A 16,467-nucleotide genomic window follows, 5' to 3' on the forward strand; every position below is an offset into this window, starting at 1 on the left:
GCAGGTGAGCCTACCGTTAGCCCGGGGAACTGAACAGCCCTGAATTGCGTACCGCGTTAGACTCGGACCCCATGGGAACACCGCCGTTCATCACCGAACTCCGTGAGCACATCGGCCACGCCGAGCTGTGGCTCCCGGGCGTCACCGCGATCGTCGTCAAGGACGTCGCCCCCGACGCTCCCGCCTTCGCCACCCCGGAGGTCCTGCTGGTCCGTCGGGCCGACGACGGCCGGTGGACGCCGGTCTGCGGCATCGTCGACCCTGGTGAGGAGCCCCATGCCGCCGCGGTCCGTGAGGTCCGCGAGGAGACCGGCCTGACCGTCGAGGTGGACGCGCTGATCGGCGTCGGCGCCGTCGGTCCGGTGACCTACCCCAACGGCGACGTCTGCCGGTACATGGACACCACGCTGCGCTGCGTCGTCACCGGGGATTCGGAGGACGCCTGGACCCCGCGCGTCAACGACGAGGAATCCACCGAGGTCGGCTGGTTCCAGATCGCCCAGCTTCCTCCCCTGGACCCGCGGTTCCGCCTGGTCATCGCGGACGCTGTCGCCCAGCTCAAACATCCGTCCGGGTTCCGGCCGCGGATGGGCTACGTCAAGCGCGACCGGCCGGCCTGGCACTGAGTCCGGACACTGAATCTGAGCACTGAACCATGAGCCGGAAGCGGGCGCTGCCCAATGTTGTCGCGGATGCGCTGGAGCGCATCTGGGAGGGCGCGACCGCTGACGACCTGGAGTCCGCCGTCCTCGACTTCAAGGAGGATCCGGCGCACACCCCCACCCGCAATGCCACGGCCAAGGTCGTGGACATGCTGGTCAGGACGGCGACCTGTTTCGCCAACGGCTCGGCGGGGCGCGCCTTCATCGTCTTCGGCATCGCCGACCGCACCCCCGGCCCGGACGCCTTCAACGGCACCGACCGGGATCCGGCGGACATCGCCCACACCATCTTCGCGAACACGCGTCCCCACCTCACCGTGGACGCCTGGTCCGCCGAGGTCCATGGCGCCCGCCTGGTCATCATCCGCGTCGCCGCAGGTATGGCCGTGTACACCGGCTTCGACGGGGTGGTGAAGCACCGCGTCGGGGACGCGTGCCTGCCGCTCGACGGGGAGGAGCGGGTGGCGTTGGGGCGGGTGCGTCACAATCCGGATCCGACGGCACGGGCGGTCGCGATGCCGGCGTCCGCCCTTGATCCGCACGGGCTGTCGGTGGCGTGCGGCGTCCTCCAGGAGCGGGGTGGCTGGTTCGCCGAGGCCGTGGGTGACGGTGCGCCGGAACCGGTGCTGCATGCGCTGGACCTGCTGACTCCCGACGGCTCCCCCACTCTGGCCGCGCGGATCCTGTTCGGCAGACCGGACCCGGAGCGTCCGGTGGCCCGGCACCTGTTCCGGGACTCGGGCGGGGACATGGTCGCGGAGACGGAGATCCATGACCCGCTGATCCTTGCCGCGCCGGCGCTGCAACGCCTGGTCAGGTCCCATGCGGACACGGTGATGCCGGTGCCGGCGCAGGCCGAGGCGCTGAACAATGCGCTGCTGCACCGGGACTGGTCACGGCCGGAACCGGTGGTGGTGTACCAGTCGACCGACATGTTACGGGTCTCCTCGCCGGGCGGGCTCGCGCCGGGTGTGGCCGCGGAACGGCTGCTGTCGGGGCCGTCGCAGCCGAGGAACCCGTCGCTGGTCAATGCGATGCAGATCCTCGGACTGGTGGAATGGTCCTCGCGGGGTTTCGACCGGATGTGGGTGTCGATGCTCGCGGCGGGGTTCGAGCCGCCGACGGTGGACGTGCGGGCGGACTCGGTGGATGTGGTGCTCTTCGACGGTGTCGCCGACCAGGCATTTGTCGCGGCGCTCTCGGCGATCCGGGAGGAGTTCGGCCGGGGCATCACGCGGGACGCCGCGACGCTGGTCGTGCTGCGTTACCTGCTGGGCGGTTCCGGTGGTGCGGGTGGTGCGGGGTCAGCCGGCACCGCGGTGATCACGCTGGCGCGGGCGGCGGCCCTGCAGCAGTCCACCGAGGCGGACGCCAGGACGCTGATGACCTGGTTGGCCCAGCGGGAGCTGCTGCACCGCACATCGAAGCGTCGTGACGAGTGGCGGTTGTCCGACCGGACGCTGGCCGTGGTGGTGGGGTGAGCTGGCGCCCCGCGTCCTACCAGGTGTTCTCCGGGCGTTTCTGCTCGTACTTCGAGGCCCGGAAGGAACACATCATCAGCTGCACCTGGTGGAAGATCATCAGCGGCACGATGATCAGCCCCGCTCCCCCGCTGAACATCACCGTCGCCATCGGAAGGCCGGAGGCCAGGGACTTCTTCGTGCCGCAGAACTGGATCGCTACCTGGTCGGCGTAGTTGAAGCCCAGCTTCCTCGCTACCCACGAGGTCACCGTCAGCATGATCCACACCAGCACCACCGAGCCGACACAGATGCCGACGATCGCGCCCCAGCTCACCGAGGACCACACGCCCATGACGATGCCCTCGGAGAACGCCACGTAGACCACCAGGCCGATGGAGATCTTGTCGACGTAGCTCGTCGGCTTGGCCTTGGCGAAGGTCTGCACCGCCGGGAAGACGGCACGTGCGATCTGGCCGATGATGAACGGTGCCAGGAGCTGCAGGGCGATGTCGAGGAAGACCGAGGTGTCGATGGTCAGGCCGCCGTCGCCTGAGGTCATCAGCAGCAGGACCAGCACCGGGGTGACGATGACTCCGATCATGTTGGACGCCGAGGCGCTGATGATCGCGCCGGGCACATTGCCGCGGGCGATCGAGGTGAAGTTCACGGACGACTGCACCGTCGACGGCACCAGGCACATGAACAGGATGCCCTGGTAGAGGTCCTCGCCGATGGCATGCTGCAACGGCATCAATGCCAGCCCGATGAGCGGGAAGAGCAGGAAGGTGAAGGCGAGGATGAGCAGGTGCAGCCGCCAGTGCATCAGTCCGTTGAGGGCCTCGCGCGTGGACAGGCGCGCACCGTAGAGGAAGAACAGCACGCCGATGACGATCTTGACGACCCAGTCCATGACGTCGGCGAAGGCGCCGTCGGCCGGGAAGATCAGCGCCAGTACCACGCCGAGGATGATGAGAACGATCAGCAGATCGGGTCGGTATCCCAGGATGCGGTCAATGAAGTTCCTCATAGTGAGACACCTTATCGGTCGACACAGTTTTCTGCGAGATTCCGCACAGCATCGCCCCGCGCATACGAGGACGCCGCCCCTGCCGCACGCACCGCCAGTGAACCGGCCGCAGCGGCGTACCGTGCGGCGTCCACCAGGGACATTCCCTGCGCCAACGCGGTGGCCAGGGTGCCGGCGAACGCATCGCCGGCACCGGTGGTGTCCACCACCTCCGGGACGGGAGAGGACGCCACCATCGTGCGCTGATCCTCCCCGTCACCCTCGATGACCAGCGCGCCCTGCGCCCCGAGCGTCACCACGGCACTTGTAGCAAGTCCCCGTCCGACCGCCGCGGCGAGCCCGTCGAGCACCTCGTCCAGTCCGATGTCCCGCGGGACGCCCAGGACATCCGCCGCCTCGGTCTCGTTGATGATCAACGGGTCGGCAGCGGCGACAAGGTCCGGGTTCCGGGTCGTCACCGGTGCGAGATTGAGCACGAACCGGGCACCCAGTCGCTCCGCGAGCGCAGGCAGCGACGCGGAGTGCTCCGGGGTCAGTTCACCCTGCGCGAGCAGGACGTCCGCCCGCTCCTCGCCCTCCTTGCCGGGGAAGGACGCCGGATCGGTCACCGTGTTCGCCCCGGAGGTCACGATGATGATGTTCTCCCCGGCCGCGTCATTCATGATGAATGCCTGGCCGGTCGGGGCAACCGAGGTGCGCGCCACCCCGGAGATGTCGACACCGGCATCCTGGAGGACGCCGAGAGCGGTTTCACCTGCGGCGTCCTCGCCCACTGTGGCGATGAGCCGGACCGTGGTGTCCGTGTCATCTCCCGTGGTCACAGCGAATCTTGCGGCGGCGACGGCCTGGTTCGCGCCCTTGCCACCGAGAGCCTGGTTCCCGCCGTCGGGCAGCGCGCCGGGTGTGGCGATGACCGTTTCCCCGGCGGTCGGGAAGGCATCGACACGGACGAAGGTGTCGATGTTGACGGTGCCGCAGACGAAGACGACGGAGCCGGTGGCCATCAGCTGCAGTGCTCGTTGACGTAGTTGTTGATGTTCACTGCGGACTGCGCGGTGCCCAGGGCGTCCGAGAGACCGGCGAGCGGACCACCGGAGCCCTCGGTCTCCTCGGTCTCCTCGGTCTCCTCGGCCTCGTCGGAGTCGGAGCCGAAGGCCTTGTCCATGGTCTCGGCGTCGTCCTGGATGTCCTCGGGAGCGACGTCCGCCAGTTCAGACCACATGTCACCGAGATTGTTGAAGGCGTCTCCGGCCTGGTTCAGGCCGTCGCCGATATCGGCGCTGGAGGTGACGGTGTCCATCGCGGCGGTGAACTGGTCGCGGTGGTCGTTGACGGTCGAGCAGAAGTTCTCCTCGCTGCGCTCCTCGCCGGAGCAGGCGGCCAGGCCCGCCAGGGCAATGCCGGCCGCGGCCAGCAGGGTGGCGGTCCTCGTGATCGTCATGGTTCGCATGGGGCAGCCTCTTCCTCATCCGGTGCGGTTGTCGTACCTGCGACGGTACCCGCGGCGGTGGTCGGCGGTGGTCGGCGGTGGTCGGCGGTGGTCCACGCGACATGCGCCGCGCGACGCCTACGGTGGCAGGTGGAAGGAGGAGACGATGCCCACGAGGGAGTACACCTGCCCCATGCACCCTGAGGTGCGGGAGGGCCCTGGAGCCGGTGAAGAGGCCGGTGACGCCACCGGCCCCGACCCCGAGCTGACGGACATGACCCGCCGGTTCTGGATCTCCGCGGCCCTCGCCGTCGTCGATCCGGTCAAGGAGACCACACCCGACGCCCCTGCCGCACGCCACGATGCGCAATATCCGGGAGAACCTGGTGTTCGCGTTCATCTACAACGCGATCGGCATCCCGGTAGCTGCCGGTGTGCTCTCTCCGGGTGACCTCGCTGGCGTAGCAGGGTTGCGAGGGACTGCCGGTTTCCCCGGTCCCCACCGTGGATCTGCAGGTGGTGCCGGAGCTGCGTCCTACTTCCCGTCCTGGGCGGCCATGGCACGGCGGGCGGCGTCCATGTCCAGCGACGGGGCATTCAGCGAGGTGGTGGTTCCGGACAGGTCGTCGTCCCCGTGGTCGCAGGCACCGCAGTCGCCGCAGGACCCGCCACAGGAGTCACCGGCCGCGGAGACGGTACCGGTGGCGTCCTTCACCGGCGGGATGACCAGGCCGGCGTCCTGCGAAGATGCGGCAGACGCGGCAGGAGCACTGCTCCCCGAGGAGCAGCATCCGGCCGCCGCACGCCTCTGCTCCGCCTCCTGACCCTTGCGCAGGTCGATCTGCGCCATGATGTGCGCCGCATTCGCCGCACCGGTGCCGATGAGCGCCAGAGCTCCGACGGCCAGTACACCGGCAACGGCCCACAGCCAGCCTCCCTGCAGGCTGACCAGCCCACCGAGCAGCAGGGCGATGCCAGCACCGGTCCAGAACGGGCCGGCGATGCGGTGCCCGGTGACCCACATGTCCTTCGACTTGCGGACCTCCGGGATACGCAGGCCCACCCACCTGTTGCCCGGCAGTCTCCCCGTCAGCCCCATCAGACCAGTGACCAGCACCGCAACACCGAGGACGAACAGCAGGACAGAGAGAACGATCATGACCAGCAGTCTATTACAATGAGCAGCCATGAGTAATTCCAGCGAGTCCACCCCCTTCCGTTACACCCCGGAGCTCGCCGGCGACATCGAGGCCCGCTGGCAGAACACCTGGCGGGAGCAGGGCACCTTCAACGCCCCGAACCCCGTCGGGGACCTCGCTGACCCGGACCAGGCGCTGCCGGACGACAAGCTCTTCGTCCAGGACATGTTCCCCTACCCCTCGGGTGTCGGCCTGCACGTCGGCCACCCCCTGGGGTACATCGCCACGGACGTCTACGCCCGCTACAACCGCATGCTGGGCCGCAACGTCCTGCACACCCTCGGCTACGACGCCTTCGGCCTGCCCGCCGAGCAGTACGCCGTGCAGACCGGTACCCATCCGCGCACCACCACCCAGGCGAACATCGACAACATGGAGCGTCAGCTCGGTCGCCTGGGTCTGGGCCACGACCGCCGCCGCGTCGTGGCCACCACCGACACCGACTTCTACCGGTGGACGCAGTGGATCTTCCTGCGCATCTACAACTCCTGGTTCGACACGGATGCCCAGAAGGCCCGCCCCATCGCCGAACTCGAGGAGAAGTTCATCGCCGAGGGTGTCGACGGCACCGCCTGGGCCGACCTCACCCCGAAGCAGCAGCAGGAGGCGCTCGACGAGCACCGCCTGGTCTACCGCTCGAACTCCACCGTGAACTGGTGCCCGGGCCTGGGCACCGTGCTCGCCAACGAGGAGGTCACCGCGGACGGACGCTCCGAGCGCGGCAACTTCCCCGTCTTCCGCAAGCGTCTGTCGCAGTGGATGATGCGCATCACCGCCTACTCCGACCGCCTCATCGACGACCTCGCCGACCTGGACTGGCCGGAGAAGGTCAAGTCCATGCAGCGCAACTGGATCGGCCGCTCCCGCGGTGCCGAGGTCGACTTCGCCGTCGAGCTGGCCGCACCCAGGTCCGAGGCCCGGATCCGGGTGTTCACCACCCGCCCGGACACGCTCTTCGGTGCGTCCTACATGGTCCTGGCACCCGAGCACGAGCTGGTGGATGCGCTGGTCACCGACGCCCCCTACGCCGAGGGCACCAACCCGCTGTGGACCAACGGTGAGGCTTCCCCGAAGGACGCCGTGGCGTCCTACCGGAAGGCCATCGCCGCGAAATCCGACCTGGAGCGTCAGGAGAACAAGGAGAAGACCGGCGTCTTCACCGGCGCCTACGCGACCAATCCGGTCAACGGCGCGCAGGTCCCCGTCTTTATCGCAGACTACGTGCTGACCGGCTACGGCACCGGCGCGATCATGGCCGTGCCCGCCCACGATGAGCGCGACCACGAGTTCGCGACCGTCTTCGGCCTGCCGATCCACGAGGTCGTGTCCGGTGGGGATGACGTTCAGGACGCCGCGTACACCGGCGACGGCGTCCTCGTGAATTCGGGCAACGATCGCGGGCTGACCCTCGACGGGAAGAACAAGGCCGAGGCTATCGAGGCGACCATCGCCTGGCTCGCGGAGCAGGGCCTCGGTGAGGAGAAGATCCAGTACAAGCTGCGTGACTGGCTCTTCGCCCGTCAGCGCTACTGGGGCGAGCCCTTCCCCATCGTCTACGACGCGGACGGTGTGGCCCACGCTCTGCCCGAGTCCATGCTGCCGGTCGAGCTGCCCGAGGTCGAGGACTACAAGCCGGTCAGCTTCGATCCGGACGACGCCTCCACCGAGCCCCAGCCGCCGCTGGCGAAGGCGAAGGAGTGGGTCGAGGTCACCCTGGACCTCGGCGACGGCGAGCAGACCTACTGGCGCGACACGAACGTCATGCCGCAGTGGGCCGGATCCTCCTGGTACCAGCTGCGCTACATCGACCCGACGAACTCGGACGCGCTGGTCGACATCGAGAACGAGAAGTACTGGACCGGCCCGCGCGAGGGCATGCCCTCCGGCGGCGTGGACCTCTACGTCGGTGGTGTGGAGCACGCCGTGCTGCACCTGCTGTACAGCCGTTTCTGGCACAAGGTCCTCTTCGACCTGGGGCACGTCAGCTCCTACGAGCCGTACCACCGCCTCTACAACCAGGGCTACATCCAGGCCTATGCCTACACGGACACCCGTGGCGTCTACGTCCCGGCCGCCGAGGTCGAGGAGAAGGACGGGAAGTTCTTCTACAACGGCGAAGAGGTCACCCAGGAGTACGGCAAGATGGGCAAGTCCCTGAAGAACGCCGTCTCCCCCGATGAGATCTGCGACAACTACGGTGCAGACACCCTCCGCGTCTACGAGATGTCGATGGGCCCGCTGGACACCTCCCGCCCCTGGGCGACGAAGGACGTCGTCGGTGCGCAGCGTTTCCTGCAGCGTGCCTGGCGTCTGGCGGTCGACGAGGCCACCGGGGACGTCGCAGTCGGAGATGCCGCCCTCACCGACGATGACAGCCGTGCCCTGCACCGCACCGTCGCCGGCGTGCGTGACGACTACGCGAACCTGCGGGACAACACCGCCGTCGCCAAGCTCATCGAGTACGTCAACTACCTCACCAAGGCCTACGCCGGTGCGTCTGCGCCCCGGGCCGCGGTCGAGCCGCTGGTGCTCATGCTGGCCCCGGTCGCCCCGCACATCGCCGAGGAGATGTGGACCCGTCTGGGCCACGAGGGGTCACTGGCCCACGTCGACTTCCCGACCTTCGAGGAGAAGTGGCTGGTCGACGACTCTGTCGAGCTGCCGGTACAGGTCATGGGCAAGGTCCGTGGCCGCATCACCGTCCCGGTGGACGCCGCCCGTGACGCCGTCGAGGCCGCCGCTCTCGCCGAGCCGAACGTACAGGCGCACATCGAGGGCAAGACGGTGGCGAAGATCATCGTGGTCCCCGGCAAGATGGTCAACATCGTCGCCAGGTAGGGGCCCGGACGCAGGTGCCCGCTACTCCCCCAGGATGAGCTTCGGCAGGAGTGTCGTGGCCACCAGGAGGAACCACGGCACCAGCGCCCACACGGCGCCCATCAGCGGCGCCCAGGCATGGTAGCGGCTCCACTTGCGGCTGGTGATGACACAGGTCCCCACCACACCCACGAGGGCCACGACGATCGGCGCGATGTGGGTCGCCACGGAATCGCCGGTGATCAGCCAGAAGACCAGCAGGGTCAGCAGGGTGAGGACTGGTACGCCGAGACCGAGCCGCCACGCCAACCGGACGGTGGCGCGGTGGTCCTCCTGCTCCAGATGGGAGATCAGGTCCTCGGAACTGTCCATCGAATCCATGGTTCCAGCGTAACCCAGCCACACCCCACGACCACAGGGGGTCACACGGCGCTGACGAGTACCGGGGCGGGGGAATGACGCAGGATCTGGTTCGTCGACGGGCCGATGAAGACCCGGTTGAAGGAACCGAGGACGGAGGAACCGACGACCAGCAGGTCGCCCTTCTTCCATCGCAGGTCACTGATGGCGCCGGCCCAGTCGTCGCCGGTACCGACCCCGGTCTGGACCTCCAGCCCCGGATGACGCTCCAGCGCGCGGTTCCGGCCACGGGCGAGGATGGCCTCCGCCTGGGTCCGCCACCGCTCCAGCGCATCGGCGCTGTCGGGCAGGGGGACGCGGGTCGGGTACATCGTGGCCCCGACCGGGCTGAAGGCGACGAGGCGCAGCGGCACCGAGCACCGGGCGGCGAGGTCCGCGGCGTGGCGCAGTGCCTGCTGGGACTGTTCGGTGTCCACGTAGGCGCAGCTCACCCGGGTCACACCGTGGCTCGACAGGGTCGGCAGGTGCGGCGCGACGAGCACCGGCAGCGGGGAGCAGTGCAGCAGGGCATCTGCGGTGGCACCGGCCCGGAACCGCCCTTCGGGGGCGTCATCGCGGGAACCGATGAGGATCAGGTCGGCACCGAAGTCGGTGGCGGCGGTGATCAGGGCCGTGGTCTCGGAATGGCTGACCAGCGGGGTGTCCGTCCCGTCGGAGCCGGATGCGCCGGTGTCGATGCACTCGTCGGGGACACCGGCCTCACGGAGTGCGGAACAGGCGTCCGCCAGGCAGGCGGCGGTCTCGGCGCGCGCCCAGTCTCTGACCCTGTCCAGGGTGTCCGGGTCGACGACGCTGCCGCCAGCGGGGCTTCCCGGCCAGATGCGCGGGATGACGCAGACGGGACGGATCGACAGCGGTCCGCTACGGGACATCCATGCCGCGACAGCGGCGGTGTCCGCACCGGCGGAGCCTGGGGTCCCGTCGCCGGGACGCCAGGCCAGGAGAATCCGGGTGGTGCTCACGGCGGCCACGGGTTACTTCGCGGCGTCCCCGTCGGTGGTCTCCGCGTCGGCCTCGGTCGAGGTGCCGGTGACGTGGGGGCCGAAGGTGGAGAGAACCCGGTCGAACAGCGGCAGGGCGTCCTCGACCTGCTGCAGTTCCTCGCCGGTGAGTCCGTTGAGCAGCGTGGCGAGCTGCTCGACGCGCTCCTCGGTGATCTTCTCGAGCTGGCGGGTGCCTTCGTCCGTGAGACGGACACGCACACCACGACGGTCGCTGACGTCGCGGACGCGGGAGACGAGGCCCATCTGCTCCAGATGGTTCACCGCGTTGGAGGCGGTGGGCATCCGGATGGCTTCGAGGTCGGCGATCTGGCTGATGCGCAGGGGGCCGTTGTCCTGCAGGTTCATCATGATCGACAGCTGGGCCATGCTGATGGCGGAGGTGGCGGTCTGGCGGAAGTAGAGCAGGTACAGACGGGTGAGTACCGGACGGAGCTGCTTCGCGACGCCGAGGGAAGAGACGGTCATGCTCTCTAACCTACCTGTTCTACGGACGAATTGTTCACCGGGGCGGAATGTTCTGGAAGAATATGCTGACCGTCACAGTGTGACGGTCAGCGGGTGGAGCGGGTCGGTCAGAGACGGGCGAGGGACTCGGTGACGTCCTGCTGCAGGTCAGCGCCATCTTCGCCGGCGATGAACACCTCGAGGTCCTTGCGGCCCTGGTCATCGTTGACCTGGCGGCGCGGGGACTTCATGAGGTAGGTGGAGGCCGGGTCGACGGAGCCGCCGATGCCGCGGTCCTTCGCGATCTTCGCGGCACGCACCGCGTCGATGATGACGCCGGCGGAGTTCGGGGAGTCCCAGACCTCGAGCTTGTACTCCAGGTTCAACGGGACATCGCCGAAGGCGCGACCCTCGAGGCGGATGAAGGCCCACTTGCGGTCGTCGAGCCACTCGACGTGGTCGGACGGGCCGATGTGGACGTTGCGGTCGGAGATCTTGCCGGCCAGCTCGCCGTGCAGGTTGGAGGTCACGGCCTGGGTCTTGGAGACCTTCTTGGACTCGAGACGCTCACGCTCGAGCATGTTCTTGAAGTCCATGTTGCCGCCGACGTTGAGCTGGTAGGTGCGGTCCACGGTCACGCCGCGGTCCTCGAAGAGCTTCGCGAGGACGCGGTGGGTGATGGTCGCACCGACCTGGCTCTTGATGTCGTCACCGACGATCGGGACGCCGGCGTCGGCGAACTTCTTCTCCCACTCGGGGTCGGAGGCGATGAAGACGGGGAGGGCGTTGACGAAGGCGACACCGGCGTCGATGCAGCACTGCGCGTAGAACTTGTCTGCTTCCTCGGAACCCACCGGGAGGTAGCAGACCAGCACGTCGGCACCTGTCTCCTTGAGGGTGTTGACGATGTCGTCGTGGGTGGCGTCCGGCTCGGCGGACTCCTCGATCGACTCGCGGTAGTACTTGCCCAGGCCGTCGAGGGTGCGTCCGCGCTGGACGGTGACGCCGGTCTCCGGGACGTCGCAGATCTTGATGGTGCAGTTCTGGCCGGACTCGATGGCGACGGAGACGTCCTTGCCGACCTTGTCGGCGTCCACGTCGAAGGCGGCGACGAGATCGATGTCTCGGACGTGGTAGTCACCGAAGCGGACATGCATGAGGCCGGGCACGGTGTCGTCGTCCGGGGTGTCCTTGTAGTACTCGAGGCCCTGGACGAGAGAGGTGGCACAGTTGCCCAGGCCCACGATGGCGAGCTTGATGTTGGAAGAGGTGTTCTCGGTCATGGCTCTGGACCATAGACCCGTTCCGGTGAAAACCTGCACGTCGAAAAGGGTCTGAACGGCTCTTGACCGGTTCACCGGATTGCTTGACCGATCAAGTCGGGGTGCCGGTCGGGTGCCCCGGCCTGTGTCCGGCGCTCCTTAGAATGGTGGGTATGACCCACTCCCCTGTCCCCTATCGTTCGGTGGACCACGAACTGGACCGGCGTCGTACGCTGCGTGCCCTGTCCCGCGGCGAAATCTCCCGGGCCGAGGCATGTGATGCGACCCGTGAGGCGCGGTCCAGTGCTGAGGTACTCGGCGTCTCCACTGGTCGGACATGCCCGGTGTGCGGTGCGGACCTGCGGGAAACTCAGTGGATCCATGGCACTGCAATAGGGGAAAAGTCAGGCACAGCGCGTAGTCTTGCGGAGATACGACAGCTTCTGTCTGTCCTCCGGGGCGGTGAGGAACTCACCGTCCACACGGTGGAGGTCTGCCTGCGGTGCGGGTGGAACCATCTTCTCCGGGAGGACAGGTACCTGGGAGTTGCCGGGAAAGTTCTGCCAGAATCCGGGCCCGTGGAGTATCCCACAGCGTACGACGACGGGCCCGGCCATCGACGGGAAGACCAGCTAGGTGACTAACGACAACAGTTCGAACGAGGACGTGAACGGCGCGGCCGCGTCGTCGGGTGACGCCGGGGAGAATCTCCGCGTCCGGACCCGGCGTCGCCGTCCGCGGTGGCGGCGGGTCGTCACGACCGTCTGCTCGGTTATCGCGGTCCTCATCATCGTGCCGCTCGTCGCCTTCTTCGCCGCCTACGCGGTGACGAAGGTTCCGCAGCCTGAAGAGCTCCAGAACAACCAGATCTCGAACATCTACGCGGCGGACGGCTCCTCGGAGCTCGCCCGCATCGTGCCCCCGGAGGGCAACCGCGAGAACATCGACATCGGCGAGGTGCCCGAGCATGTCCGCAGCGCCGTGATCTCCGCCGAGGACCGCGACTTCTACTCGAACAGCGGCTTCTCGGTCACCGGCTTCGGGCGTGCGGCGATCGGCCAGCTCACCGGTAACGACTCCGCCGGTGGTGGTTCCACCATCACCCAGCAGTACGTGAAGAACGCGGTTGTCGGTGACGAGCGCTCCCTGGTCCGTAAGGGCAAGGAGCTGGTCATCTCCGCGAAGATGACGCGGGAGTGGTCCAAGGACGAGATCCTCGAGGCCTACCTCAACACCATCTACTTCGGACGTAACGCCTACGGCATCAGTGCTGCGGCGAAGGCCTACTTCAACAAGCCGGTCCAGGAACTCACCGTCGAGGAGGGTGCGGTGCTCGCCGCGTCCATCCAGCGGCCCAGCCAGCTCGACCCGTGGACCAACCGTCCCGAGGCCGAGGACCGCTGGAACTACGTGATGGACGGGCTCGTCGGGCTGGGCAGCATCGACAACAACCAGCGGGCGGCGGCGGTCTACCCCGAGACCATCGACCCGGCGACCGTCGACCAGGGCTCGATCGCCGAGGGCACGAACGGCCTGATCAAGTCGCAGGTCCTCGCCGAGCTCGCGGCGAACGGCATCTCGGAGGAGGCGGTGAACACCGGTGGTCTGAAGATCACCACCACCATCGACCCGGCGAAGCAGCAGGCCCATGGTGGACGCGGTCCACTCCCGCCTGGACTCCTACGGGGACGACGTCCGGTCCGCCGGCGTCTCCGTCAACCCGAAGACCGGTGGCATCGAGGCCTACTACGGCGGCGATGACCCGAACGGTTACGACTGGGCGAATGCCGGCCTGCAGACCGGTTCGACCTTCAAGATCGTCACCCTGGCCGCCGCGGTGGAGCAGGGAATCCCCACCAGTGCGATGTACGACTCCTCCCCTGTCACCTCCGGTGACAACACGGTCACCAATGACTCGGGCGAGACCTGCGGTACCTGTTCCCTGGCCCAGGCACTGAAGATGTCGCTGAACACGTCCTTCATCCGACTGACCCAGAGCCTCGACAACGGTGCCCAGGACGTCGCGGACATGGCCCACAGACTGGGTGCCGCCGAGTCCATCCCGGGCATCGACCAGACACTCACAGAGAACGGTGGAACCCCCTACGAGGGCATCACCCTGGGTCAGTACCAGTCCCGTCCGCTGGACATGGCGTCCATCCTGGCGACCCTGTCCAACCAGGGCAAGTACATTCCGGCCCACTTCGTCGAGAAGGTCGAGACCCAGTCCGGTGAAGTACTGCTGGACAACTCCGGGATGGAGGGTACCCAGGTCATCAACCCGGATACCGCGGACGCCGTGATCTCGGCCATGGGTCCGATCGCCGGTTACTCCAACAACCATGACCTGGCCGGTGGACGCCAGTCCGCCGCGAAGACCGGTACCGCCCAGCTGGGTGACACGGGCGCCAACAAGGACGCCTGGATGATCGGCTCCACCCCGCAGCTCGCCACGGCGGTCTGGATGGGCAACGTCAACGGTCAGCCGTTGGTCGACATGACCTACGGCGGGTCCATGTACGGTTCGAAGTCGCCGGCGGACATCTGGAAGACCTTCATGGACGCCGCGCTGGTCGATGAGCCGGCGGAGAACTTCGAGGGCGGCGTGTCCGCCGACACCTCCACCGGCAGCTCCGGTGGCACCGGTGGCTGGACGGGTGGCTACGACAGCACCCCGCAGCAGGATACGCAGGACAGTCCGGCAGAGGAAGCTCCGGCGCCGGAGGACAACGGTGGCGGGGCCGACAACGGTGGCGGTGAACTGCCGGATGTCGGGCAGATGATCGACGACTTCCTCAACGGAGGAAACTGACCGTGTCGGACGCCGGGCTCATCGTCACGATGGTGAGTGTCTTCATCGGATTCGTGCTCTTCGGGGCGTCCTTCAAGAGCTTCATGGCACGGCGGCGGGCGGCGGTGACGTGGGGGCTGTTCACCGCCGCGGTCGTGTTCATCACACTCGTGCCGGTGGGGATTGCGGTGTTCTGGGCCTCGTAGAGTATGCTGGACCGGTTGCTGACGCAACGAACCCTCCTGCCGCGCCCAACAGGGGCACGGCCGAAACACTAGACCACAGGAGGTGATGAGGTCCGTGCGTCAATACGAGATGATGATCATCATCGACCCGTCCCAGGACGAGCGCACCGTTGCCCCGTCCCTGGATAAGTTCCTCGAGACGGTTCGCAAGGAAAACGGTACGGTCGACAACGTTGACATCTGGGGCAAGCGTCGCCTGGAGTACCCGATCAACAAGCAGGCCGAGGGCATCTACGCCGTCGTCGACATGCACTGCGAGTCGGCTACCGTCCAGGAACTTGACCGTCTGCTGAACCTGAACGACACCATCATGCGCACCAAGGTGCTGCGCAAGGACGCCAAGTAAGGCTCCTCACGGCGCAGGTCAACCGGATTCCCGGTTCCACCACCTCATCATCGCCAGCGAAGACAGGAAAGACACCACATGGCACAGGGAGACACCCCGATCACTCTGGTCGGCAACCTCGTTGCTGATCCTGAACTCCGGTATACGCCCTCGGGCGCTGCCGTGGCGAACTTCCGTGTCGCCTCCACCCCGCGCCGGTTCGACTCACAGTCGAACCAGTGGGTGGACGGTGAAGCTCTCTTCCTGGCCTGCAACATATGGCGTCAGGCGGCCGAGAATGTGGCGAACTCGCTCACCAAGGGTGACCGGGTGATCGTCCAGGGCCGTCTGCGACAGCGCAGCTACGACACGCGCGAAGGTGAGAAGCGCACCGTGTACGAGGTCGAGGTCGACGAGGTCGGTCCGTCTCTGCGGTACGCGACGTCCCAGGTCACCAAGACTCCCCGTCAGGGTGGTCAGGGGAACTGGAATGGTGGAAACCAGGGCAACCAGGGCAACCAGGGCGGCTACTCCGGTGGCAACCAGGGCGGCCAGGGCAACGCGGGCAACCAGGGCGGTTTCGGTGGAAACCAGAACCGCTCCGCTGCCCCGCAGCAGGGTAACCAGGGCGGCTTCGGCGGACGCAACGCGTCCACTGACGACGACCCCTGGAGCTCCGCTCCGCAGTCCTCCGGTTTCGACGGTGGCGACGAGCCCCCGTTCTGATCTGTCGTGTGAACGCGTTCACAGACACTTCCGCAAACCCACAGAACAACGAAAGGCACCGGATCAATGAAGCTGATCCTCACCGCTGCCGTTGACAACCTCGGTGTCCCGGGCGACATCGTCGAGGTCAAGGCCGGCTACGGCCGTAACTACCTGCTCCCCCGCGGCCTGGCGATCACCGCCACCAAGGGTGCTGAGGCACAGGTCGAGAACATCCGTCGCGCGCAGGCTGACAAGGTCATCCGCGACCTGGACCACGCTCACGAGGTCAAGGCCGAGATCGACCACCTGCAGGGTGTGACCGTCAAGGTCCGCACCTCTGACAAGGGCAAGCTCTTCGGCTCCATCAACGCCGCCGATATCGCCGCCGCCGTCAAGGCTGCCGGCGGTCGCGAGCTGGACAAGCGCACCATCGTCCTCAACCAGGGCGACATCAAGGCGACCGGCTCCTACAACGTGGACGTCAAGCTGCACCCGCAGGTTGTCGCTTCCCTGAACTTCAAGGTCGTCGCCAAGTAACTGGCGTCACCACCGTTATCCGCCCTCCCCGCAGTACACCGTCACGGTGAACCGCAGCGCGGGACGGCCCCGGCCCAGACAACCGGGGACGACCGGCCCAGACACCCGGTCTCCGTCATCCACTGCGCCCAGGG

Annotated in this window: 16 protein-coding genes and 1 pseudogene; 9 read left to right on the top strand and 8 right to left on the bottom strand. The window is 67.3% G+C overall.

Going from position 1 to position 16,467, the window contains the following annotated elements:
* The first annotated feature begins 71 nt into the window (after positions 1-71).
* Positions 72-626, top strand: a complete 555-nt coding sequence (locus tag ACZ9GM_RS12725; RefSeq protein ID WP_291473429.1) for an NUDIX hydrolase — start codon at positions 72-74, stop codon at positions 624-626.
* Between the two features lie 29 nt (positions 627-655).
* The gene (locus ACZ9GM_RS12730) at positions 656-2,143 is read left to right on the top strand and encodes an ATP-binding protein (RefSeq protein ID WP_291473428.1); all 1,488 of its coding nucleotides are present in this window, start codon (positions 656-658) and stop codon (positions 2,141-2,143) included.
* Between the two features lie 16 nt (positions 2,144-2,159).
* On the opposite strand, the gene ACZ9GM_RS12735 is transcribed toward ACZ9GM_RS12730, so the two are convergent.
* From ACZ9GM_RS12735 to ACZ9GM_RS12750, 4 genes are all read right to left on the bottom strand, one after another.
* A complete protein-coding gene (locus ACZ9GM_RS12735) occupies positions 2,160-3,152 on the bottom strand; it encodes a bile acid:sodium symporter family protein (protein WP_291473427.1) in 993 nt (330 codons plus the stop codon).
* An 11-nt stretch (positions 3,153-3,163) separates the two neighbouring features.
* Positions 3,164-4,156 (bottom strand): ribokinase, encoded by a 993-nt coding sequence (locus ACZ9GM_RS12740; RefSeq protein WP_291473426.1) that lies wholly within the window; start codon positions 4,154-4,156, stop codon positions 3,164-3,166.
* On the bottom strand, positions 4,156-4,602 hold the full coding sequence (locus ACZ9GM_RS12745) for a hypothetical protein (RefSeq protein WP_476038046.1): 447 nt from the start codon (positions 4,600-4,602) through the stop codon (positions 4,156-4,158). The genes ACZ9GM_RS12740 and ACZ9GM_RS12745 overlap by 1 nt, the downstream gene beginning before the upstream one ends.
* A gap of 514 nt (positions 4,603-5,116) precedes the next feature.
* The gene (locus ACZ9GM_RS12750) at positions 5,117-5,740 is read right to left on the bottom strand and encodes an SdpI family protein (protein WP_291473424.1); all 624 of its coding nucleotides are present in this window, start codon (positions 5,738-5,740) and stop codon (positions 5,117-5,119) included.
* 28 nt (positions 5,741-5,768) lie between these two features.
* On the opposite strand from ACZ9GM_RS12750, the gene leuS reads away from it, so the two are divergent.
* Complete coding sequence (gene leuS, locus ACZ9GM_RS12755; RefSeq protein ID WP_291473423.1) at positions 5,769-8,618, top strand: leucine--tRNA ligase; 2,850 nt, start codon at positions 5,769-5,771, stop codon at positions 8,616-8,618.
* A gap of 21 nt (positions 8,619-8,639) precedes the next feature.
* On the opposite strand, the gene ACZ9GM_RS12760 is transcribed toward leuS, so the two are convergent.
* The 4 genes from ACZ9GM_RS12760 to ACZ9GM_RS12775 form a co-directional block, all read right to left on the bottom strand.
* Entirely contained in the window at positions 8,640-8,978 is a 339-nt protein-coding gene (locus ACZ9GM_RS12760; protein ID WP_291473422.1) for a hypothetical protein, read from the bottom strand.
* Between the two features lie 41 nt (positions 8,979-9,019).
* Complete coding sequence (locus tag ACZ9GM_RS12765) at positions 9,020-9,988, bottom strand: universal stress protein (protein ID WP_476038047.1); 969 nt, start codon at positions 9,986-9,988, stop codon at positions 9,020-9,022.
* 3 nt (positions 9,989-9,991) lie between these two features.
* On the bottom strand, positions 9,992-10,486 hold the full coding sequence (locus ACZ9GM_RS12770; protein ID WP_291473420.1) for a MarR family winged helix-turn-helix transcriptional regulator: 495 nt from the start codon (positions 10,484-10,486) through the stop codon (positions 9,992-9,994).
* Between the two features lie 107 nt (positions 10,487-10,593).
* Positions 10,594-11,748, bottom strand: coding sequence for an inositol-3-phosphate synthase (locus tag ACZ9GM_RS12775; RefSeq protein ID WP_291473419.1), 1,155 nt, complete (start codon positions 11,746-11,748; stop codon positions 10,594-10,596).
* A gap of 152 nt (positions 11,749-11,900) precedes the next feature.
* Between ACZ9GM_RS12775 and ACZ9GM_RS12780 the strand changes: the two genes are divergently transcribed.
* The 6 genes and pseudogenes from ACZ9GM_RS12780 to rplI all read left to right on the top strand — a co-directional run bounded on the left by ACZ9GM_RS12780 (position 11,901) and on the right by rplI (position 16,333).
* Positions 11,901-12,371 carry a DUF5318 family protein gene (locus tag ACZ9GM_RS12780; RefSeq protein ID WP_476038048.1) on the top strand — a complete coding sequence of 157 codons (471 nt, stop codon included), beginning with the start codon at positions 11,901-11,903 and terminating at the stop codon, positions 12,369-12,371.
* Positions 12,364-14,539 (top strand): annotated as a pseudogene (locus tag ACZ9GM_RS12785) (transglycosylase domain-containing protein). The gene ACZ9GM_RS12780 and the pseudogene ACZ9GM_RS12785 overlap by 8 nt, the downstream one beginning before the upstream one ends.
* 2 nt (positions 14,540-14,541) lie before the next feature.
* The gene (locus tag ACZ9GM_RS12790; RefSeq protein ID WP_291473417.1) at positions 14,542-14,724 is read left to right on the top strand and encodes a hypothetical protein; all 183 of its coding nucleotides are present in this window, start codon (positions 14,542-14,544) and stop codon (positions 14,722-14,724) included.
* A gap of 85 nt (positions 14,725-14,809) precedes the next feature.
* Positions 14,810-15,109, top strand: coding sequence for a 30S ribosomal protein S6 (gene rpsF / locus ACZ9GM_RS12795; RefSeq protein WP_291473416.1), 300 nt, complete (start codon positions 14,810-14,812; stop codon positions 15,107-15,109).
* A gap of 78 nt (positions 15,110-15,187) precedes the next feature.
* Positions 15,188-15,814, top strand: coding sequence for a single-stranded DNA-binding protein (locus tag ACZ9GM_RS12800; protein ID WP_291473415.1), 627 nt, complete (start codon positions 15,188-15,190; stop codon positions 15,812-15,814).
* 66 nt (positions 15,815-15,880) lie between these two features.
* Positions 15,881-16,333 (top strand): 50S ribosomal protein L9, encoded by a 453-nt coding sequence (gene rplI, locus ACZ9GM_RS12805; protein WP_291473414.1) that lies wholly within the window; start codon positions 15,881-15,883, stop codon positions 16,331-16,333.
* Positions 16,334-16,467: the final 134 nt, after the last annotated feature.

Source organism: Corynebacterium sp. UD i78 (genome assembly GCF_056280545.1).